18 protein-coding genes and 1 riboswitch are annotated in these 20,089 nt (G+C 73.9%); of the genes, 12 read left to right on the top strand and 6 right to left on the bottom strand.

Features of this window, described 5'->3' with window-relative positions:
* The first annotated feature begins 126 nt into the window (after positions 1–126).
* Positions 127–2,388 (top strand): DNA helicase PcrA, encoded by a 2,262-nt coding sequence (gene pcrA, locus QP089_RS11095; protein ID WP_285911414.1) that lies wholly within the window; start codon positions 127–129, stop codon positions 2,386–2,388.
* Between the two features lie 27 nt (positions 2,389–2,415).
* On the opposite strand, the gene QP089_RS11090 is transcribed toward pcrA, so the two are convergent.
* Both QP089_RS11090 and QP089_RS11085 read right to left on the bottom strand, forming a co-directional pair.
* Entirely contained in the window at positions 2,416–2,856 is a 441-nt protein-coding gene (locus QP089_RS11090) for a hypothetical protein (RefSeq protein WP_285911413.1), read from the bottom strand.
* A 108-nt stretch (positions 2,857–2,964) separates the two neighbouring features.
* Positions 2,965–3,984, bottom strand: coding sequence for an Lrp/AsnC family transcriptional regulator (locus tag QP089_RS11085; protein ID WP_285911412.1), 1,020 nt, complete (start codon positions 3,982–3,984; stop codon positions 2,965–2,967).
* 117 nt (positions 3,985–4,101) lie between these two features.
* Between QP089_RS11085 and QP089_RS11080 the strand changes: the two genes are divergently transcribed.
* The 3 genes from QP089_RS11080 to QP089_RS11070 all read left to right on the top strand — a co-directional run bounded on the left by QP089_RS11080 (position 4,102) and on the right by QP089_RS11070 (position 7,689).
* A complete protein-coding gene (locus QP089_RS11080; protein ID WP_285911411.1) occupies positions 4,102–5,493 on the top strand; it encodes an MFS transporter in 1,392 nt (463 codons plus the stop codon).
* A 67-nt stretch (positions 5,494–5,560) separates the two neighbouring features.
* Entirely contained in the window at positions 5,561–6,757 is a 1,197-nt protein-coding gene (locus QP089_RS11075) for an amidohydrolase family protein (RefSeq protein WP_285911410.1), read from the top strand.
* Positions 6,758–6,921: 164 nt separating this feature from the next.
* Complete coding sequence (locus tag QP089_RS11070; protein ID WP_285911409.1) at positions 6,922–7,689, top strand: sulfite exporter TauE/SafE family protein; 768 nt, start codon at positions 6,922–6,924, stop codon at positions 7,687–7,689.
* A 12-nt stretch (positions 7,690–7,701) separates the two neighbouring features.
* Here QP089_RS11070 and QP089_RS11065 read toward each other — a convergent pair whose 3' ends face one another.
* The gene (locus QP089_RS11065; protein ID WP_285911408.1) at positions 7,702–9,219 is read right to left on the bottom strand and encodes a glycoside hydrolase family 15 protein; all 1,518 of its coding nucleotides are present in this window, start codon (positions 9,217–9,219) and stop codon (positions 7,702–7,704) included.
* A 237-nt stretch (positions 9,220–9,456) separates the two neighbouring features.
* Between QP089_RS11065 and sucC the strand changes: the two genes are divergently transcribed.
* The 3 genes from sucC (at position 9,457) to QP089_RS11050 (ending at position 13,521) form a co-directional block, all read left to right on the top strand.
* Positions 9,457–10,635 carry an ADP-forming succinate--CoA ligase subunit beta gene (gene sucC / locus QP089_RS11060; protein ID WP_285911407.1) on the top strand — a complete coding sequence of 393 codons (1,179 nt, stop codon included), beginning with the start codon at positions 9,457–9,459 and terminating at the stop codon, positions 10,633–10,635.
* A gap of 2 nt (positions 10,636–10,637) precedes the next feature.
* The gene (gene sucD, locus QP089_RS11055) at positions 10,638–11,525 is read left to right on the top strand and encodes a succinate--CoA ligase subunit alpha (RefSeq protein ID WP_285911406.1); all 888 of its coding nucleotides are present in this window, start codon (positions 10,638–10,640) and stop codon (positions 11,523–11,525) included.
* A gap of 169 nt (positions 11,526–11,694) precedes the next feature.
* Positions 11,695–13,521, top strand: a complete 1,827-nt coding sequence (locus QP089_RS11050) for a cell division protein PerM (RefSeq protein WP_285911405.1) — start codon at positions 11,695–11,697, stop codon at positions 13,519–13,521.
* Positions 13,522–13,551: 30 nt separating this feature from the next.
* Here the strand turns inward: QP089_RS11050 and QP089_RS11045 are convergent, their stop codons facing one another.
* Positions 13,552–14,040, bottom strand: a complete 489-nt coding sequence (locus QP089_RS11045; RefSeq protein WP_285911404.1) for a hypothetical protein — start codon at positions 14,038–14,040, stop codon at positions 13,552–13,554.
* A 106-nt stretch (positions 14,041–14,146) separates the two neighbouring features.
* On the opposite strand from QP089_RS11045, the gene purN reads away from it, so the two are divergent.
* The 3 genes from purN (at position 14,147) to QP089_RS11030 (ending at position 16,731) form a co-directional block, all read left to right on the top strand.
* Positions 14,147–14,851, top strand: coding sequence for a phosphoribosylglycinamide formyltransferase (gene purN, locus QP089_RS11040; RefSeq protein WP_285911470.1), 705 nt, complete (start codon positions 14,147–14,149; stop codon positions 14,849–14,851).
* Positions 14,848–16,413: a bifunctional phosphoribosylaminoimidazolecarboxamide formyltransferase/IMP cyclohydrolase gene (purH, locus tag QP089_RS11035; RefSeq protein WP_285911403.1), complete on the top strand. Its 1,566-nt coding sequence runs from the start codon at positions 14,848–14,850 to the stop codon at positions 16,411–16,413. The genes purN and purH overlap by 4 nt, the downstream gene beginning before the upstream one ends.
* 141 nt (positions 16,414–16,554) lie before the next feature.
* On the top strand, positions 16,555–16,731 hold the full coding sequence (locus QP089_RS11030) for a hypothetical protein (protein WP_285911402.1): 177 nt from the start codon (positions 16,555–16,557) through the stop codon (positions 16,729–16,731).
* Positions 16,732–16,741: 10 nt separating this feature from the next.
* Here the strand turns inward: QP089_RS11030 and QP089_RS11025 are convergent, their stop codons facing one another.
* A complete protein-coding gene (locus tag QP089_RS11025; protein ID WP_285911401.1) occupies positions 16,742–17,335 on the bottom strand; it encodes a GNAT family N-acetyltransferase in 594 nt (197 codons plus the stop codon).
* A gap of 94 nt (positions 17,336–17,429) precedes the next feature.
* Positions 17,430–17,515, top strand: a riboswitch (ZMP/ZTP riboswitch).
* Positions 17,516–17,561: 46 nt separating this feature from the next.
* On the opposite strand from QP089_RS11025, the gene QP089_RS11020 reads away from it, so the two are divergent.
* Positions 17,562–18,413 (top strand): bifunctional methylenetetrahydrofolate dehydrogenase/methenyltetrahydrofolate cyclohydrolase, encoded by an 852-nt coding sequence (locus tag QP089_RS11020; protein ID WP_285911400.1) that lies wholly within the window; start codon positions 17,562–17,564, stop codon positions 18,411–18,413.
* 187 nt (positions 18,414–18,600) lie between these two features.
* Here the strand turns inward: QP089_RS11020 and QP089_RS11015 are convergent, their stop codons facing one another.
* On the bottom strand, positions 18,601–19,341 hold the full coding sequence (locus QP089_RS11015) for an FHA domain-containing protein (RefSeq protein ID WP_285911399.1): 741 nt from the start codon (positions 19,339–19,341) through the stop codon (positions 18,601–18,603).
* Positions 19,342–19,610: 269 nt separating this feature from the next.
* On the opposite strand from QP089_RS11015, the gene QP089_RS11010 reads away from it, so the two are divergent.
* Positions 19,611–20,039 carry a DUF3017 domain-containing protein gene (locus QP089_RS11010; RefSeq protein WP_285911398.1) on the top strand — a complete coding sequence of 143 codons (429 nt, stop codon included), beginning with the start codon at positions 19,611–19,613 and terminating at the stop codon, positions 20,037–20,039.
* The last annotated feature ends 50 nt before the right edge of the window (positions 20,040–20,089 follow it).

Below are 20,089 nucleotides of genomic sequence, written 5' to 3'. Positions count from 1 at the left end.
GGGGTGCGGCGCCGTCCGTCACCCCGTCCTCAGCCGGTCCCGTGACCCCCGGGGAAGCGGACGGTGACCCGCGGGCGTCGGCGACGGAGCCGAAAACGTCCGCGCCGCGCCGTACACTCGCACGTGATGTCGAAGACCGAAGCTCACCCCTTGCTCGACGGCCTGAACGAGCAGCAGCGCGCCGCCGTCGTGCACTCCGGCGGCCCCCTGCTGATCGTCGCGGGCGCCGGGTCGGGGAAGACCCGCGTGCTCACCCACCGCATCGCCCACCTGCTGGGCGAGCGGGACGCGCACCCCGGCCAGATCCTCGCGATCACCTTCACCAACAAGGCCGCCGCCGAGATGAAGGAGCGCGTCGACGCCCTCGTCGGGCCGCGCTCGCGCGCCATGTGGGTGATGACGTTCCACTCCGCCTGCGTGCGGATCCTGCGCCGGGAGGCCAAGCGGCTCGGGTTCCCGACGAGCTTCTCGATCTACGACCAGGCCGACGCGCAGCGCCTCATGGCGCTGGTCTGTCGCGAGCTGGACCTCGATCCCAAGCGGTATCCGCCGAAGTCGTTCAGCGCCCAGGTGTCGAACCTGAAGAACGAGCTGATCGACTACGAGACGTTCAAGAACCGCGCGTCCACGCACATGGAGCAGACGCTCGCCGAGGCCTACGAGATGTACCAGGCGCGGTTGCAGCAGGCCGGCGCGATGGACTTCGACGACCTGATCATGATGACGGTCAACCTGCTGCAGGTGTTCCCGGAGGCCGCCGAGCACTACCGGCGGCGGTTCCGGCACGTCCTGGTCGACGAGTACCAGGACACCAACCACGCGCAGTACGAGCTGGTCCGGGAGCTGACCGCGCCGGTCGAGGGCGTCGGGCCGGCCGAGCTGTGCGTCGTCGGCGACGCCGACCAGTCGATCTACGCGTTCCGCGGCGCGACGATCCGCAACATCCTGGAGTTCGAGCGCGACTACCCCGACGCCACCACGATCCTGCTGGAGCAGAACTACCGCTCCACCCAGACGATCCTGTCGGCGGCGAACGCGGTCATCGAGCGCAACGCCGACCGCAAGCCGAAGCGGCTCTGGTCCGACCAGGGCGAGGGCAGCAAGATCATCGGCTATGTGGCCGACAACGAGCACGACGAGGCCGCGTTCGTCGCGCACGAGGTCGACCGGCTCACCGACGCCGGCGACGCCCGGCCCGGCGACGTCGCGATCTTCTACCGCACCAACGCGCAGTCGCGCGTGTTCGAGGAAGTGTTCATCCGCGTCGGCCTGCCCTACAAGGTCGTCGGCGGCGTCCGCTTCTACGAGCGCAAGGAGATCCGCGACCTGCTCGCCTACCTGCGCTGCCTCGCCAACCCCGAGGACACGGTCTCGCTGCGCCGCATCCTGAACGTGCCGAAGCGCGGCATCGGCGACCGCGCCGAGGCGTGCGTGGAGGCCTACGCGTCCCGCGAGCGCATCACGTTCTGGCAGGCGCTGCGCGTCCCCGAGGACGTCCCCGGCATGGCGACCCGGTCGATCAACGCCGTCCGCGAGTTCGTCCTGCTGCTGGACGAGCTGCGCGCCGCCGCCGAGTCGCTCACCCCGGCGGACCTGCTCGTCCAGGTGCTCGACAAGTCCGGCTACCTCGCCGAGCTGCAGGCATCCAAGGACCCGCAGGACGAGACCCGCGTCGAGAACCTGCACGAGCTGGAGGCCGTCGCCCGCGAGTTCGAGGAGCGCCTCGACGGCGAGTCCGCCGAGGGCCGGCTGCCCGACTTCCTGGAGCAGGTCGCGCTGGTCGCCGACGCCGACTCCATCCCCGGCGGCGCGAAGGGCGGGCCCGTCCCGCCCGGCGAGCAGCCCGCGGAGACCGACCAGGGCGTCGTCACCCTGATGACCCTGCACACCGCCAAGGGCCTGGAATTCCCCGTCGTGTTCCTCACCGGCATGGAGGACGGCGTCTTCCCGCACCTGCGCGCCATGAGCAACCCCAAGGAACTGGAGGAGGAGCGCCGCCTCGCCTACGTCGGCATCACGCGCGCGCGGCAGCGGCTGTACCTGTCCCGTGCCACGATGCGCAGCTCGTGGGGCGCGCCGCAGGTCAACCCGCCGTCCCGGTTCCTCGGCGAGGTCCCGGGGACGCTCGTCGAGTGGGAGCGCGAGGCGTCGTCGACGTCCTCGTCGGCGATGTCGCGGATGGCCGCCCGCCCGGGTGTGAGGTCGCCGGGCAACCGCGACGTCCCGTCCCTCGCGCCGGGCGACAAGGTCACCCACGACTCCTTCGGTCTCGGCACGGTGGTGTCGGTGGACGGCGCCGGCGACAAGGCCGCCGCCAGCGTCGACTTCGGCGGCGAGTACGGGGTCAAGCGCCTCGTCCTGCGGTTCGCTCCCGTGGAGAAGCTCTGAGCGCGCCGACGCCTTGTATCGCCGCCCTCATGCGTCGGTGGCGACGGCGCAGGTCTTGACGTAGATCAGCCGGCTGATCCCGGCTGTCGCCGCCACCGCCACCACCAGCCCCGCCCAGATGAGCCCCCGCCGGGTCAGCTTCTCCACCGTGACGGCGAACGGGAGCGCCGCGCAGGCGAGGGCGAGGGTCACGCCGGACCACTGGACGCCGTACCTGCCGTACTTGTGCGTGTTCGTCCACACCCGGCCCTGGGACGTCCGCGTGCTGTTCTTCGCGAGGCCGACGAGGAACATCGCCGTCGCGGCGAGGAGCTCGGCGACCAGGACGCCGGCGGCCGGCGGCATGAGGACGTCCTCGGCCCCCAGCGCCGTGCCGACGGCGATGCCGAGCGGGGCGCCGCCGACCAGGCCGAGGAGGGGCAGGACCGAACCGGTCCATCCGTAGCCGGTCGTCTTCACGCGTCCCATGCGCCCTCCAGGTCGTCGCCGCTCTGGTTGATCATTCTGACCGCCCGTCACGTTCGGGTCACGGCGGGCGGCCCGCCGCCGACGTCGGCTTCGGCGGCGGGTACGGGATCAAGCGCCTCGTCCTGCGGTTCGCCCCCGTGGAGAAGCTCTGAGTGCGCCGGCGCGTTTCAAGGTGCGCAGCACGGGGGCGGTCTCGATGGTCCGGATGCCGTTCAGGGCGCCGAGCTCGCGGGTGAGGTAGCGGTGCAGGTCGGCGGGGCCCGCGCAGAGGGCCTGCGCCAGCAGGTTCGTGGGGCCGGTCGTCGCGGCGACGACGGCGAGCTCGTCGTGGCCGGCGATGGTGGTGGCGACGTCGTCGAGCCGCCCGGGCTCGACCTGCATCCAGATCAGCGCCTGCGTGGTGCCGCCGAGCAGCGCGGAGTCGACCTCGACGTCGAAGAACAGCGTGCCGCGAGCGCGCAACCCGGCGAGGCGGCGCGCCACCGTCGCCTGTGACCAGCCGGTCGCGGCGGCGAGGTCGGTGTGGCCGGCTCGGCCGTCGTGCCGCAGGACCTCCAGCAGCGCGCGGTCCGCGGCGCCGAGCGGGCGCGGATCGGCCGCCACGGCCGGTTCGGGCGCCGGCGGGGCGAGCCGTTCCTGCTGCTCGCGGGTCAGCGCGCGGGTCCGGCCGCGCCAGGCCGTCGGGCCGCCGAGGTAGGTGTGCAGCATGCAGTGCGCCGAGATCGCGGTGATCCCGGCGCGGCGCGGGACGTCGCGCAGCAGCATCGCATGCGGGGCGTCCGTGCCTTCCTTGTCTCCCGGGCCGTCCGGGACGTGCACGATCGCGAAGATCTCCGTCCCGCCGGACGTCAGCTTGACCCAGGAGGTGTCGGGGCGCCGGGCGAGCGCGTGCGCGAGGGTCTGCGCCGCGGACGGCGTGCAGGTCAGCCGGATCGTCCACTGCGTCTCGGGGCCGGTGTCGCGGTTCGGCACGCCGACGACCCGCAGGCCCGCCTCCGCGTGCAGCCTGCGGTAGCGGCGGGCCACGGTCTGGGTGGACACGCCGCAGACGTCCGCGATGCGGCTGAACGGGGCGCGCCCGTCGATGTGGAGCGCGTGGATGATCGCGCGGTCCAGGTCGTCCAGCATGACGATCCCTCATTTCGACGGGACTGGATGGAAGATACCCGCCATCTGTGCGCTGTAGTTGGAAGGTAGTGTGGCCTCACGCCGAGGCTATGGCACGAAACCGAAAGGGGACGTGCCATGCGGGCGCAAGAGGTGCAAGAGGAGACGCGGGCGGACGGCGCGTACCGGTGGCGGTGGGCGGCCCTCGCGACGCTGCTGGTCGCGGAGGCCATGAACCTGCTGGACGCGACGATCGTGCAGGTCGCGGCGCCGGTGATCCGGGGCGACCTCGGCGGCGGCGAGTCGGCCATCCAGTGGTTCAGCGCCGCCTACACGCTGCCGTTCGCGGTTCTCCTGATCACCGGCGGGCGGCTCGGCGACATCGCGGGACGCCGCCGGATGTTCGCCGCCGGGGTGGCCGGGTTCGCGGCGGCGTCGCTGTGCTGCGCGCTGGCGCCGGCGGCGGGCGCGCTGATCGCGGCGCGGGCCGTGCAGGGCGCGGCGGCCGCGCTGATCATCCCGCAGACGTTCGGGCTGATCCGCGCGATGTTCGACGGCCGCGAGATGGCGAAGGCGCTCGGCAGCATCGGGCCGGTGATGGGGCTGGCGGCGATCTGCGGGCCGGTGCTCGGGGCGGTCCTGACGCACGCGGTGTCGTGGCGGGCGGCGTTCCTGGTGAACGTCCCGCTGGCCGTCGCCGTGCTGGCGGCCGTGCCGGTGCTGCGGGAGGACCGCGCGGAGCGGCGCCCCCGGCTGGACGTCGCTGGCACCGTCCTCGCCGTCGCCGGCGCCGCACTGCTGGTGTACCCGCTGATCCAAGGAAATTCGGACGGCTGGCCGGCCTGGATGTGGGCGATGCTCGCCGGCGGCGTACTGGTGCTCGCCGCGTTCGGCCTGTACCAGCGCCGGGCCGGCGACCCGCTCATCGAGCCCAGCCTGTTCGGCGACCGCGGCTTCCCGGCCGCGCTGGTGACCTCGACGCTGTTCTTCGCGGTGATGAACGGGCTGATGGTCGTGGTCGTCCTGCAGATCCAGCTCGGCCTCGGACGGGACGTGCTGAACGCCGGGCTCACGCTGCTGCCCTGGTCGGCGGCGATGGCGGCGGCGTCCTGGCTCGCCGGGGCGCGGCTCGTCCCGCGGTTCGGCCCGCGGCTCATGTTCGCCGGACTCGCGATCATGCTGGCCGGGGTCGGCGCGGCGATCGCCGCCTACCACGCCTACCCGCACTCCTACCCGTGGCCGCTACTCGGCGCGCTGGCCGTCGCGGGGGCCGGCAACGGGCTGTTCACCGTCCCGTTCTTCACGGCGGCGCTGTCGCGGGTGCTGCCGCAGGAGACGGGGTCGGCGGCGGGGCTGCTCAACGCCGTCCAGCAGTTCGGCGGGACGCTCGGCATCGCCGTCCTCGGCACCGCGTTCTTCCGCGCGCTGCCGCACGGCCCCGCGTCCGCGGCCCAGGCCGCCTTCGCGATCGCGGCGGCGCTCCTCGTCCTCACCGTCGCCTCCGCCGCCCTCATCCGGCCACGAACCTGAGGAACCTGTCCGCGTCCGCCCTGGTCGGGCGATGATGGTGGCAGGGGGCGAGGAACGGGGGCATCCCATGCCGGTCGTACGGGCAGGACGCGCATTCGACGGCGTACGGCAGTTGCACGGCGGGGCCGCCGTCTTCGTGGAGGACGGCCGGATCCGCGGCGTGGAGCCCGCCACCGCGCCCGTTCCGGACGGCTGGGAGGTGGCCGACTTCCCCGGCGGCACCGTCCTGCCCGGCCTGATCGACATGCACGTCCACCTGTGCGGCGACAGCCGGAACGGGGCGCTGGACCGGCTCGCCGGCTACACCGGCGCCGAACTCGGCGCCGTCATCGACCGGGCCCTGCGCGACCAGGCGGCGGCCGGGGTGACGACGGTGCGGGACCTCGGCGACCGGCACTGGACGGTGCTGGAGCGCCGGGACCGCGGGCCGGAGCGGGCCGTCCCGCAGATCGTCGCCGCCGGGCCGCCGATCACCTGCCCGCAGGGCCACTGCTGGTCCATGGGCGGCGAGGCGTCCGGCCCGGACGGGCTGCGCGCGGCGGTGCGGGAGCGGGCCGAGCGCGGCGCGGACGTCGTCAAGGTCATGGGAAGCGGCGGCGTCATGACGGCGGGCACGGAGGTCTCGCTCTGCCAGTTCGGCGACGACGACCTGCGCCTGATCGTCGAGGAGGCGCACCGCGCCGGGCTGCCCGTGACCGTCCACGCGCACGGCCTCGCCGCGATCGAGCAGGCCGTACGGGCCGGGACGGACGGCATCGAGCACTGCACGTGCCTCACCGAGTCCGGCGTCCGGATCCCGGAGGAACTGCTGGACGCCCTGGCCCGGCAGCGGATCACGGTCTGCCCGACGCTGGGGAAGGCGGCCGGGGTGGAACCGGCCGGTCCCGTCCTGGCGATGCTGACGCGGTTCGGCATGAGGCTGGAGGACCGCGAGGGGCACGCCGCCGCCATGTACCGCGCGGGGGTGAGGCTGGTCTCGGGGGCCGACTGCGGGATCAGCGCCGGGAAGGCCCACGGCATCCTGCCGTCGGCGATCGCGTGCCTGGTCTCGGGCGGGGTGCCCGCCGCCGACGCGCTGGCGTCGGCGACGTCGCGCGCGGCCGAGGAGTGCGGTCTCGGCGACCGCAAGGGGCTGCTGCGCGCCGGCCACGACGCCGACCTGGTCGTCGTCGACGGCGATCCGCTCACCGACATCGGGGCTCTGGCCCGCGTCACCGCCGTCATGATCCGCGGCGAGTGGGCGACCGCCCCGGATCGGCACTGAAGCGCATTCGGGTCGCGGCACCGGTCATGGACGAGGTCTGGGCGGTGCTCGCGGACGAGCGGACCACCTGAGGGGATCGGCATCCGCCGGGGGCGTGATGGTGGGCGGGGTGTTCCGGGGCGTTATGGTCATACCTGGAACACCCATTACCCCCGGGAGCCCCCGTGCACGCCGAGCAGGTGCTTGTGATGCTGGTCGCCGCCACCGCGGCGGGCTGGGTCGACGCGGTGGTCGGCGGCGGCGGGCTGATCCAGCTGCCCGCGCTGCTCCTGCTCAACCCCGGCCAGCCGGTCGCCACGGCGCTCGCCACCAACAAGCTCGGCTCGATCGCCGGGACCACCTCGGCGGCGATCGCCTACGCCCGCAAGGCCAAGCCGGACGTGCGGATCGCCGGCCCGGCGGCGGGCCTGGCGGTGTGCTGCGCCGCCGGCGGCGCGCTGTGCGCGGCGGCGATCTCCTCCGACGTGCTGAAACCGCTGATCATGGTGGTGCTGCTCGCCGTCGCCGCGCTGGTCGTGCTGAAGCCCGACCTCGGCCGCGTCCCCCGCCTGGTGCTGCGCACCCGCCGCCGGGTCGCCGCGGCGATCCTGGTCCCCGGCGTCGCGATCGCCTTCTACGACGGCCTCGTCGGCCCCGGGACCGGGACGTTCCTGGTCATCGCGTTCACCGCGCTGCTCGGCATGGACTTCGTCGACGCGTCCGCCACCTCGAAGATCATCAACGCGGGGACCAACCTCGGCGCGCTCGTGGTGTTCGCGGCGCAGGGCCACGTGCTGTGGGCGATCGGGCTCGGGATGGCCGCCTGCAACGCCGTCGGCGCGCAGCTCGGCGCCCGGATGGCGATCCGCCGCGGCGCCGGGTTCGTCCGGGTCGTTCTGCTGTGCGTCGTCGCGGCGCTCGTGCTCAAGATGGGCTACGAGTACTTCACCTGACCGGAACGGCCGTCAGGGCGCGGGTGGGACCGGCAGCGGGTCGCGCAGCGCCGACAGCGTCAGCAGGACGAGCGAGTCCGTCCAGCCCAGCGGCGCCACGCCCGCCTGGCGGCCCGACGGCCCGACCTTCTCGGGCAGCGCGCCGAGGGACGTCCGGTGCGCCGACAGCCAGCCGAGCCGTCCGATCGCCTCGGTCGCGCGCCCGCCCGCCGCGGCCGACAGCCCGAACAGCGCGGTCTCCGGCGTCCACGCGGCGTCGGGATCGCCGGACCACTTCTCGCCCGGCAGCACGCCCCCGTTCGGCAGCGCCTGCCTGCGCTCGGCGTCCGCGACGGCCGTGGTCACGGCCGGGTCCGCCGGCGCGAACGGCGGCGCGATGAACGTCACCGACGTGTCCATCAGCCCGTCCTCGACCGGTGAGCGCGGGTAGCCGTAGGGCGCGAACTGCCGGTCCAGCGCCGCCGACACCCGGCGCGCGGCGGCGCCCCACCGCGCCGCCTCGCCCGCCCGGCCGTAGCCCCGCGCGAGCGCCGCCGCCGACCGCAGGCCCGCCAGCACCGGCCCCACCACGCCGAGCGTGGGGCGCCGCGGGTCCTGCTCGCGCCCGTGGTCGCGTTCCCAGTAGTCCGACGACGCGGGCGGCAGGCCCTCCGCGTCCAGCGATCCGGCCAGATGGTCGGCGGCCCGCCGCACCATCGGCCACAGGTCCGGCATCTCGCCCGCGTCCGGGTTTTCCGTCCGGTAGAGCCAGCTCGCCCACAGCACCCAGCCCAGCGAGTCGAGTTGCGGCGCCCGGCCGTCCGTGACGGCCGTCCCGTCGGCGTTGTACCGCGCGGCCCACACCCCGTTGCCGGTCTGGACGCGGGCCAGGAACCGCAGGACGCGCCGCGCCTCCGACGGATGCCGCGTCACGGTGAACGCGGCGGCGGCGAACGCCGAGTCGCGCGGCCACGAGTACCGCCACGCCCCGTACCAGGACGCCAGCGTCGCGCCGTTCGGCGGGGTGAGCAGCCGCAGGTCGAGCAGCGCCCGCGCCGCCATGTCCCGGAAGCCCGAGTCCGGCGGGCCCTCCGGGACGGCGCCGGACGCCAGCCACGCGCTGTCGGACCGCACCGCCTGCGCCACCCGCGGGTCGTCCGCCGCGACCACGACCGGGGTGTCCCCGCCGGACGGGATCAGCTCCACCCGGCCGTCCGCGAGCCTCACGGCCGAGCTGTCGGGCAGGTACGCGGCGCCGTCGGCGTCCTGCGGGTCGAGCGGGACGCCCGCGAACGGCCACCCGCCGCCGCCGACCAGGCCGGGGCTCGCCCAGCCGGGCGCCTCCGGCTCCGGCACGTTCGCCCCGGCCACGGCGACGAGGGCGGCGACGACCAGGAACGCGGCGGCGCGGCGGACCCGGCGCCTGCGGCGGCGCGCGGACGGGCCGCGGCCCCAGGCGGAGACGATCCCGGCGGGCGCGGGCACGACGGCGGTGCGCGCGTCGCCCCGCTCGTCCCCCATGGCCCCCGTCTCCCCCCTGGCCTCGCTCAAGTACATCAAACTATGCCAATCGGCTCATCGTCCTCGGGGCCGGACGCGCCCGCCGCCGCACCGCCCGCACCTGCGGTTTCCGGACTCGGCGCGACAAATGGACCCGGCGGCGGCAGCACGGACCGGGGTTGACTAGGCTGCATCGACGGAGCGGACCGCGGAGTGCCGGCCGCACGGACACCCGTGTACCCCCACTCGCGTGGTCATCTGGCTGTCGATCCGTTAAAGGACGCCCTCGTGGACCTGTTCGAACATCAGGCGAAGGAACTCTTCGCCGAGTACGGGGTACCGGTGCCCACCGGCAAGGTCGCCCATACTCCCCAGGAAGCCCGTGCCATCGCGGAGGAGCTGTTCTCCGCCGGCAGCAAGAAGGTCGTCGTCAAGGCCCAGGTGAAGACCGGCGGCCGCGGCAAGGCCGGCGGCGTCAAGCTGGCCGACTCGGCCGAGGAGGCGCAGACGCTCGCCGGCCGGATCCTCGGCATGGACATCAAGGGCCACACGGTCCACAAGGTCCTGGTCGAGGAGGGCTCGGCGATCGCGAAGGAGTTCTACTTCTCCTTCCTGCTCGACCGCGCGAACCGCACCTTCCTGTCCATCTGCTCGGTCGAGGGCGGGGTGGAGATCGAGGAGGTCCCGCACGACCGCCTGGCGATGGTGCCGCTCTCCCCGCTGGACGGCGTGGACCGGGCCAAGGCCCGCGAGATCGCCGAGCAGGGCCGGCTGCCCGAGGAGGCGCTCGACGGCGCCGCCGAGCTGATCGAGCGGCTGTGGGCGGTGTTCACCGACGAGGACGCCACGCTGGTCGAGGTCAACCCGATGATCCTCACCGCCGACGGCCAGGTGAAGGCGCTGGACGGCAAGGTCTCCCTCGACGACAACGCCGGGTTCCGCCAGGAGCACGACAGGCTCGAGGACAAGGCCGCGGCCGACCCGCTGGAGGCGGCGGCGAAGGCCAAGGACCTCAACTACGTCAAGCTCGACGGCTCCGTCGGCATCATCGGCAACGGCGCGGGCCTGGTCATGTCCACCCTGGACGTGGTCGCCTACGCCGGCGAGGAGTTCGGCGGCCAGAAGCCCGCGAACTTCCTCGACATCGGCGGCGGCGCGTCCGCCGAGGTGATGGCGAACGGCCTGGAGATCGTGCTGTCGGACGCCGACGTCAAGTCGGTGTTCGTCAACGTCTTCGGCGGCATCACCGCCTGCGACGCCGTCGCCAACGGCATCGTCTCGGCCTACAAGCTGCTCGCCGAGCGCGGCGAGGCCGTCGACCGTCCGCTGGTGGTCCGCCTGGACGGCAACAACGCCGAGCTCGGACGCAAGATCCTGACCGACGCCGGGCTGAACGGCGTCCAGCAGGTCGACACCATGGACGACGCGGCCAAGCGTGCCGCCGAACTCGCCGCGGCAGGTGCATGACAATGGCCATCTGGCTCACCGACAACAGCAAGATCATCGTCCAGGGCATCACCGGCTCCGAGGGCTCCAAGCACGGCCGCCGCATGCTGGCCGCCGGCTCCAAGGTCGTCGGCGGCGTGAACGCCCGCAAGGCCGGCACGACCGTGGACTTCGACGGCACCGAGCTGCCCGTCTTCGGCACCGTCAAGGAGGCGATGCAGGAGACCGGCGCGGACGTGTCGGTCGTGTTCGTCCCGCCGAAGTTCACCAAGGACGCCGTCGTCGAGGCGATCGACGCCGGGATCCCGCTCTGCGTCGTCATCACCGAGGGCATCCCGGTGCACGACACCGCCTACTTCTGGGCGTACGCCGAGTCCAAGGGCAACAGGACCCGGATCATCGGGCCGAACTGCCCCGGCATCGCCTCGCCCGGCAAGTCCAACGCCGGCATCATCCCGGCCGACATCACCACCCCCGGCCGCATCGGCCTGGTGTCGAAGTCGGGCACGCTGACGTACCAGATGATGTACGAGCTGCGCGACATCGGCTTCTCCACCTGCGTCGGCATCGGCGGCGACCCGATCATCGGGACCACGCACATCGACGCCCTCAAGGCGTTCCAGGACGACCCGGAGACCGACGCCATCGTGATGATCGGTGAGATCGGGGGCGACGCCGAGGAGCGCGCCGCCGCCTACATCGAGAAGAACGTCACGAAGCCGGTCGTCGGCTACGTCGCCGGGTTCACCGCGCCCGAGGGCAAGACGATGGGCCACGCCGGCGCGATCGTGTCCGGCTCCGCCGGCACCGCGCAGGCGAAGAAGGAGGCCCTGGAGAAGGTCGGCGTCCGCGTCGGCAAGACTCCGAGCGAGACCGCCGTCCTGATGCGGGAGATCATGAAGAACCTCTGATCGCCCCGATCAGGCACCGAAAGACGCCCGAGCCGCCCCGCGCGGCCCGGGCGTCTTTCGTCGTCCGGGCGTCTTTCGTCGTGCGGGCGGGCCGGGCATCGGACCGACAAAGGCGACACGCCGGGCGACACGCGGAACGCGCGGCGCGCGTGGTGCCAGCATGGTGCGCGTGAGCGACGTGAGCCGGGGACAGCGCGTGACCACGCAGGCGGCCAGGGGCGCCGCCGGGACGCCGCGCGGGCCGCGCGAGGCGGCCCGGCGCGGGCCCGCGAAGCCGCGGCCCGCGCCCGCGCCGGGCAACGGGCGGCCGCTGTACGTGACGGGCCTGGTCGCGTCGCTGTGGTGCGTGGGGATCGGGCTCACGGTGCTGACGACCGTGACGCTGCTCGGCTGGGTCGCGGCGCCCAGGACCGCGCTCGGGCACGGGCTGTCCGGGGTGTTCCGGACGGCCGTGAACTTCTGGCTCGTCTCCCACCACGCGGGGTTCTCCTACGGGCACGGGCGGGTCGGGCTGCTGCCGCTGGGCCTGCTGGTGCTGCCCGGGGCGCTGCTGTACCGGGGCGGCGCGTGGATGATCCGCGGCGTCGGGCTGCCGGCACGGCCCCGGATCGCGGTGGTGCACGTGGCGGCGGCGCTGGCCGTCCCGTACGCGCTGCTGGCCGTGCTGCTGGCGCTGGCCGCGTCCGCGCCGGAGGTGCATCCGTCGGCCTGGCAGGCGTTCGTCGGCTGCCTCCTCGTCGCGGTCATCGCGGGCGGGCTGGGCGCCGCGCGGGCCGTGGTGGCGGCGCAGGTGGCGGCGGAGGCGCGCGGGCGGCGGGTCCGGTCCGGGCTCGGCGCGCTGCTGCGGCTGCTGCCGGACCGCCCGAGGTCGCTGGTGATCGGGGTCGCCGGGTCGGTGGCGGTGCTGCTGGCGGCGGGCGCGGTGCTGGTCGGCGGGTCGCTGGCCATGCACATGTCCGAGTCCGACCGACTGTACGACCTGCTCGCGCCCGGCATCGTCGGCGGCGTCCTGCTGCTGATGGTCGAGCTGGCGTTCCTGCCGAACGCGGTGATCTGGGGCGTCGCGTACGCGGTCGGGCCGGGGTTCGCGGTCGGCGCCGGGACGAGCGTGTCGCCGACCGGGGTGTTCCTGGACTCGGTCCCGGCGTTCCCGCCGCTGGCGGCGCTGCCCGAGGCCGGCCCGGCGCCCGCCGTGTCGCTGCTGGCGCTGGCGGCGCCGTTCGCGGCGGGCGCGGTCGGCGGCGTCCTGACGATCCGGACGATGCCGAGCGCCACCTCGGAGGCGGCGCCGCTGTGGGGGTTCGTGTCCGGGGCGCTGACCGGCGCCGTCGTGGCGCTGCTGGCGGCGCTGTCGGGCGGCCCGCTGGGCGGCGGGCGGATGGCGACGGTCGGCCCGTCGGCGTGGCAGGTCGGGCTGCTGGCGGCGCTGGAGGTGGGGATCTCCGCGGCGATCGCGGCGTGGGCGGCGAACTGGCGGATCATGCGGCGGCCGGAGGGCGAGGAGGCGCCGCCGCGTCCGAAGAAGCGAAAGAAGCGCAAGGCGCGGCGGCCCGCGGCCCGGTTGCCGGAGGCTGCGGTCCCGCAGCCGGCGCCCGTCCCGGACGAGCCGCCGGTCGCGGTCGAGGAGCCGCCGGTCTCGCGCCCGTCGCCCTACGTGCCCGACCCGCTGGAGTTCGAGGAGGCCGAGCCGGTGCTGGCGCCGCGAAGGCCGCGCGCTCGCGGCCGGGCCGCCGACCCGCTGCCGGAGCTGATCGCCGACGAGCCGGCGCCCGAGCCCGTCGAGCCCGAGCCCGCGGACCCCGAGCCGGCGGAACCCCGGCCGGCCGAGCCCAACGAGCCGAACGAGCTGGACGAGCGGGACGGCAAGGTCGTCCTCGAAGGCCACATCCTCGAGGACCCCGAGCCCGATCCCGTGCCGCCGCCGCGCGAGGACCCCGAGCGCACCGAGAACCGCGGCGGCGCCATCTACGTGCTGCGCGACGAGCCCCGCGAGTAGGCCCGCGAGCAGGTCAGTGCGGCGAGTGCGTCAGAGCAGGTCGCCGTACTTGTCCATGCTGCCCGCGGGAAGGTCGAGCTTCTTCTCGATCTTCGGGTAGTACTCGTGCTTGCAGGCCGTCTTGTCGGTGCCGGTGTTGGCGGCCCCCAGGCACTCCTGGTACCCGCTCAGCTCCGGCCACAGGAACACCGTGAGCGCGACCGACAGCGCGGAGAACACCAGCCCGACCGAGCCGAGCACGATGCCCGGCACCGCGCCCGGGGCCGCGCCGCGCGCCGCCCGCGCCCGGCGCCGCGCCCTGATCCCGATGACCAGCGCGGCGACGCCCAGCACCAGCCCCAGCGGGTAGAAGAACACCGAGGTCAGCAGGGCGACGATGCCGAGCCACAGGGCCCGCCACCCGGTCCGCTCGACCGGTGGCGGCCCCGGCGGAGGGCCCAGGGGAGTGCCCGGGGGCGGCCCCGCCGGATCCCGCCCCTGCTCGACGGGATGCGCCGGGCGTCCCGGCTGCTCGCTCACGTCCGCTTCCTCCCAACCGTGGATTCAACCGCGCCGAACAGGGCCGATAGGCTTCGTGCCGAATGCCGACAACCCCACCGTCCACCCCACCGTCCACAAGGGAGTCATGGTGTCCGCCCGGCTCGTCGTCCTCGTCTCCGGCGCGGGGACCAACCTACAAGCGCTGCTCGACGCCTGCGCAGATCCAGCCTACGGGGCGAAAGTGGTGGCCGTGGGCGCCGACCGCGACGGGATCGGCGGCACCGAGCGCGCCGAGCGCGCGGGGCTGCCCACCTTCACCCTCCGCATCCCCGACTTCCCGTCCCGCGCCGCGTGGGACGGGGCGCTCGCCGCCGCGATCGCCGAGCACGAGCCCGACCTGGTGGTGTCCGCCGGGTTCATGAAGATCCTCGGCCCGGAGGTGCTGGCCCGGTTCGGCGGCCGCATCGTCAACACCCACCCCGCGCTGCTGCCCTCGTTCCCCGGCGCGCACGCGGTACGGGACGCCCTGGCGTACGGGGTCAAGGTCACGGGCTGTACGGTTCACTTCGTCGACGAAGGCGTGGACACCGGACCCGTCATCGCCCAGGAGACCGTCCCCGTGGGCTGGCATGACGACGAGGACTCCCTGCACGAGCGCATCAAGCAGGTGGAGCGCCGGCTCCTGGTCGACGTCGTCGGACGGCTGGCCCGCGACGGCTGGACCACGCGGGGGCGGCGGGTCTCGATGAAGTGCAGAACCTGCGGCGACGGCACGTCCGGCGGCGCCGCGCCGGACGGCGGAACGTCCGGCAGTCCAGGTCAGACGGAACGAGGGGAGCTCGGCCGGTGAGTCGGGTGGCGATCAAGCGCGCACTGATCAGCGTGTACGACAAGACCGGGCTGGAGGAGCTGGCCCGGGGCCTGCACGAGGCCGGGGTGGAGATCGTCTCCACCGGGTCGACGGCGGGCCGGATCTCCGCCGCCGGCGTGCCGGTGATGAAGGTGGAGAAGCTCACCGGGTTCCCCGAGTGCCTGGACGGCCGGGTCAAGACCCTGCACCCGAAGGTGCACGCGGGCCTGCTCGCCGACCGGCGCAAGGAGGACCACCTCCAGCAGCTCGACGACCTGCACGTCGAGCCGTTCGACCTGGCCGTGGTGAACCTGTACCCGTTCGCCGCGACGGTCGCGTCCGGCGCCGGGCCCGACGAGTGCGTCGAGCAGATCGACATCGGCGGCCCGACGATGGTCCGCGCCGCCGCGAAGAACCACGCGTCCGTCGCCGTGGTCGTCGACCCGTCCGCGTACGGGGACGTCCTGGACGCGGTGAAGGCCGGCGGGTTCACGATCGAGCAGCGCCGCCGCCTCGCCGCCCTCGCCTACGCGCACACCGCGTCCTACGACGTGGCCGTGGCGTCCTGGTTCGCCAGCGAGTACGCGCCCGACGAGCAGGCCGCCGAGACCCAGTGGCCCGACTTCATCGGCGCGACGTGGCAGCGGTCGAACACCCTGCGGTACGGCGAGAACCCGCACCAGCGCGCCGCCCTGTACCGGGTGCCGGGCGAGACGGGCCTCGCGGGCGCCGAGCAGATCTACGGCAAGGAGATGTCCTACAACAACTACGTGGACACCGACGCCGCCCGCCGCGCCGCCCACGACTTCACCGACCCCTGCGTCGCGATCATCAAGCACGCGAACCCGTGCGGCATCGCGGTCGGCGCCGACGCCGCCGAGGCCTACCGCAAGGCCCTCGAATGCGACCCGACGTCCGCCTACGGCGGCGTCATCGCGGTGAACCGGCCGGTCACCGCCGCGATGGCCCGGCTGGTCACCGGCAGCTTCGCCGAGGTCGTCGCCGCGCCGTCCTTCGACGACGAGGCCGTCGCCGTGCTGAAGGACCGGTTCAAGAACACCCGGCTGCTGATCTGCCCGGACGCCCCCGGCGGCGCCACCGAGTCCCGGCGGATCGACGGCGGGCTGCTCGTGCAGACCGTCGACGGCATCGACGCGCCCGGCGACGACCCGTCCGGCTGGGAGCTCAAGTGCGGCGACGCCGCCGACGAGGACACCCTGCGCGACCTGGCGTTCGCGTGGCGGGCCGTGCGCGCCGTCAAGTCCAACGCGATCCTGCTGGCCTCCGGCGGCGCCACCGTCGGCATCGGCATGGGCCAGGTCAACCGGGTCGACTCCGCGCGCCTGGCGGTGGCGCGGGCGGGCGAGGAGCGGGCGCGCGGCTCGGTCGCCGCGTCCGACGCGTTCTTCCCGTTCCCCGACGGTCTGCAAGTGCTGATCGAGGCGGGCGTGAAGGCCGTCGTCCAGCCTGGCGGCTCGATCCGCGACGAGCTGGCCATCGAGACCGCGACCAAGGCCGGCGTCACGATGTACTTCACCGGCACCAGGCACTTCTTCCACTGATCGGCAGGAATCCGGGCCCGGCGCGACGTTTCCCGTCCGCCGGGCCCGGATTTTGCATCCCCTCGCGGGAGGTAGCCTCTGGCTGGCCGCGCCCCATGACGTTTTCTTGACCTCGGCGCGATCGTCCGTGGAGGAGCGCGAATGGACTCGCTGACGACCTTCCTGGTCGCCCATGTCGGCCAGGCGAACTCGCTGGTGATGGAGTCGCGGCAGCTGGTCGGCCTGGTCGCGGCGGTGCTCGCCGCGCTGCTGGCCGGGCAGCTCGGCTGGCACGGCACCGACCGCCTCCTCGCCGGCCGCGAACGCGCCGACGACTAGCGGCCGTCCGCTAGCGCAGCCTCGCGCGCAGCGCCTCCGCCGCCGCGGGCCAGTCGTCGTCGGTCATCGCGAAGACGGCGGTGTCGCGGACCGACCCGTCCTCGCGGATCCGGTGCTTGCGGTGGATGCCCTCGAACGACGCGCCGAGCCGTTGGATCGCCGCCCGTGACCGCTCGTTGCGGGCGTGCGTGTGCCATCCCACACGGATCGCGCCGAGATCGTCGAAGGCCCGCTGCAGGAGCAGCAGTTTCGACTCGGTGTTGAAACCCGTCCGCTGCCAGCGCGTGCCCAGCCACGTGTGCCCGATGCACAGGCCCCGGTTCTGCGGGGAGATCTCGTAGTACGACGTCGTCCCGGCGACCTCCCCGGTCGCCGCGTCGATCTGCGCCCACGGCAGCCGCACGCCCTTGTCCCGCGCGATCAGGGCCTTGCTGACCATGGTGTGGACGGCGTCGGCGTTCGCCGGCTGCCGCTCGCTCAGCCACGTCCACACCGACGGGTCCTTCGACGCCTCGAACAGGCCGTCGACGTGGTCCAGGGAGAGGGGCTCAAGCCGCACATAACGTCCGGTCAGGACGGGCAGGGCAAACCATTCGTCGCTCATGGCGTCCACGCTAGGAGGGGGCGCCGGGCGTCCGGCAGGGCCACTTGGCGGCGGTTTCCGCGAGCCACTCGGCGCCGCGCGGGCGGCTACCATGGGGTTTCGACGCGACTGGCGCGGTCAAGGTGGATCACCACCGGGGAGCGAACGACAGTCCGGACACCGCGCGCCTGGGTGGACGGGACCTCGAGCAGGGCTCGGTCCCTGGCGACACACCGCGGAGGCATGCATGACCGCACAGATCCTGGACGGCAAGGCCACGGCGGCCGAGATCCGCTCCGACCTCAAGGGGCGCGTCGAGGCGCTGCGCGACCGCGGCGTGTCCGTGGGCCTCGGGACGGTGCTGGTGGGCGACGACCCCGGCAGCCACTCCTACGTCAACATGAAGCACCGCGACTGCGCCGAGGTCGGCATCGAGAGCATCCGCCGCGACCTCCCCGCGACCGCCACCCAGGGGGACGTGGAGCAGGCCGTCGCCGAGCTCAACGCCGACCCCGCCTGCACCGGCTACATCGTCCAGCTGCCGCTGCCGAAGGGCCTGGACGAGCAGCGCGTGCTGGAGCTGATCGACCCCGCCAAGGACGCCGACGGCCTGCACCCGACCAACCTCGGACGGCTCGTCCTGATGCAGCCCGGCCCCCTGCCCTGCACCCCGAAGGGCATCATCGAGCTCCTGCGCCGCTTCGACGTGGCGATCAAGGGCGCCGAGGTCACCGTCGTCGGCCGCGGCATCACCGTCGGCCGCTCGCTCGGCCTGCTGCTGACCCGGCGCAGCGAGAACGCCACCGTCACGCTCTGCCACACCGCCACCCGCGACCTCGCCGCGCACACCCGCGCCGCCGATATCGTCGTCGCCGCCGCCGGGGTCCCCGGCCTGATCACCGCCGGCATGGTCAAGCCCGGCGCCGCGGTGCTGGACGTCGGCGTCTCGCGTGTCGACGGCAAGCTCGCCGGCGACGTCGCCGCCGACGTCCGCGAGGTCGCCGGCTGGGTCGCCCCGAACCCCGGCGGCGTCGGCCCCATGACCCGCGCCATGCTGCTGCAGAACGTCGTCGAGGCCGCCGAGCGGCAGGCCGGCTGACGGCTCCGGGCAGGCGAGAGGGCCGCCACCGCACCCGTGGTGGCGGCCCTCTCGCCTGTCACTCCCGCCTGTCAGGGGTCCTCCGGGCGGGACCGCGCCGTCACCTGCGCGGCCCCGCTCCGGCCGGTACGGCGATCGCCCTCGACTGCGCTGCCGGTGAGGGCGATCGCACGTTCGGCCCGGCCTCTCAGCTGGCCCGGCGGCTCGCCGCGGTGTGCGCGGCGCGGGCCGGGCCCGTGGGATGGCCGGTGGCGTGACCCGGCGCCCCGGGCCTGCGCGCCTCCGCCGGACCCCGCATCCCCGGTGGCCGCCCGTCGATCGGGGGGCGGCCCTGCTGGGGGACGTGCACCGGCGGCAGCGGCCGGACGAGGCCCATCGCGATGACCTCGTTGGCCAGCCGGGTGCGCCGGTTGGCCCCCTCGGGGATGCGGAACTTCTGGTAGAGCCGCAGCAGGTGCTGCTTGACCGCGGCCTCGGTCACGACCAGTTCGCCCGCGATGTCGCGCGCCGTGGCCGGGGCCACGAACGCCTCGTCGGACAGGGCGGGACGGCAGAGCGCGGTCAGCACGTCGACCTCGCGGCGGGTGAGCTCGGGGGCCACGGCGCGCCGCAGCTCGACGTCCGGGTCGACCTCCTCACGGGGGATGCCCCCCATCCGGCAGCGCGCCGTGCCGAAGCTCACGACGTCACCGTCCTCCAGGACACGGCGGGCGATCGGCCGGCCGTTGACACGTGTCCCGTTGCGGGACAGGCCCATGTCGACGACATAGACGTACGGGCCGCGCCGCACGATCTCTGCGTGCAAACGGGACACACTCGGGTCGTCGAGGCGGATGTCGACTCCTCTCCCTCTCCCGACCGTCGTAACGTCGGGGCGCAGCGGCACCACCAGCCCGCTGTCCTCGATCCGCATGAACGGCCCCTCCACGGCAGTCCTCCCAGCTAGTTAGCGACCCCTGTCTGCCGGGTTACCCGGCCGGACCCCCGCCACACCCTCCTACTGGCGAGTAGCACCGATGGCACAAGGCATTCGGGGCTCTTCGCCACCAGCCGGGCCGGGTGCGTTTCCGTCGCCGGCGCACAAGTCCGGCCGCCGATTCGCCGAGACGATCTCCATGCCCCCTCACCCGGCTCCCAAGCCCGCCGTCCGGCGCCGGCGATGTCGTGCCACGCGCCGATCGGCATTACCGTGGACCCATGAGCACGCAGGTGCACCGGCGCAGGCGGCGCGCGCCGCGGGGCGGGGGCGGCGCCCCGCACTGGCTCGCGCGGCTGCCGTACCTGATCGTGCTCAGCGGCGTCGGCGGCGGCCTCACGCTGTGCGCGCTCAACTACTTCCGCAAGGGCTCCGGCCTGATGGCCGCCGCGCTGCTGTTCGGCGCGCTCGCGCGGCTGCTGCTCCCGGAGTCCCAGCTCGGGCTGCTCGCGGTGCGCAGCCGCCAGATCGACTGCTGGACGATGGTCATCCTCGGCGAGATGGTGGCGTTCGTCGCGCTCAGCATCCCGCCGATGAACAAGACCGGCCTCGTCGGCGCCGGCGCGTTCGGGGTGCTGATCGCCCTGGTCATGCTGGCCCGCGCGGTGCGCCTGCTGCTGGCCCGGCGCCGGGACGGTTCGCCGGGCTAACGACGTTTCCGCAGCTCAGGCGGGATGTGGCCGGTCCCGCGCGGAGCCCA

The sequence above is a fragment of the Actinomadura opuntiae genome, assembly GCF_030283205.1.
In the GTDB taxonomy this organism is placed as follows: domain Bacteria; phylum Actinomycetota; class Actinomycetes; order Streptosporangiales; family Streptosporangiaceae; genus Spirillospora.
The sequence above is the reverse complement of the archived record's forward strand: the minus strand, read 5'-3'. Positions and strand labels throughout refer to the sequence as shown.

Excerpts from the sequence above, each read along its gene's own strand:
- purN (WP_285911470.1), top strand. The coding sequence starts at position 14,147 with ATGGTGTCCGCCCGGCTCGTCGTCCTCGTCTCCGGCGCGGGGACCAAC.
- QP089_RS11085 (WP_285911412.1), bottom strand. The coding sequence starts at position 3,984 with ATGCTGGACGACCTGGACCGCGCGATCATCCACGCGCTCCACATCGAC.
- QP089_RS11025 (WP_285911401.1), bottom strand. The coding sequence starts at position 17,335 with ATGAGCGACGAATGGTTTGCCCTGCCCGTCCTGACCGGACGTTATGTG.
- sucD (WP_285911406.1), top strand. The coding sequence starts at position 10,638 with ATGGCCATCTGGCTCACCGACAACAGCAAGATCATCGTCCAGGGCATC.
- QP089_RS11080 (WP_285911411.1), top strand. The coding sequence starts at position 4,102 with ATGCGGGCGCAAGAGGTGCAAGAGGAGACGCGGGCGGACGGCGCGTAC.
- QP089_RS11090 (WP_285911413.1), bottom strand. The coding sequence starts at position 2,856 with ATGGGACGCGTGAAGACGACCGGCTACGGATGGACCGGTTCGGTCCTG.
- QP089_RS11075 (WP_285911410.1), top strand. The coding sequence starts at position 5,561 with ATGCCGGTCGTACGGGCAGGACGCGCATTCGACGGCGTACGGCAGTTG.
- QP089_RS11030 (WP_285911402.1), top strand. The coding sequence starts at position 16,555 with ATGGACTCGCTGACGACCTTCCTGGTCGCCCATGTCGGCCAGGCGAAC.
- pcrA (WP_285911414.1), top strand. The coding sequence starts at position 127 with ATGTCGAAGACCGAAGCTCACCCCTTGCTCGACGGCCTGAACGAGCAG.
- QP089_RS11010 (WP_285911398.1), top strand. The coding sequence starts at position 19,611 with ATGAGCACGCAGGTGCACCGGCGCAGGCGGCGCGCGCCGCGGGGCGGG.
- QP089_RS11020 (WP_285911400.1), top strand. The coding sequence starts at position 17,562 with ATGACCGCACAGATCCTGGACGGCAAGGCCACGGCGGCCGAGATCCGC.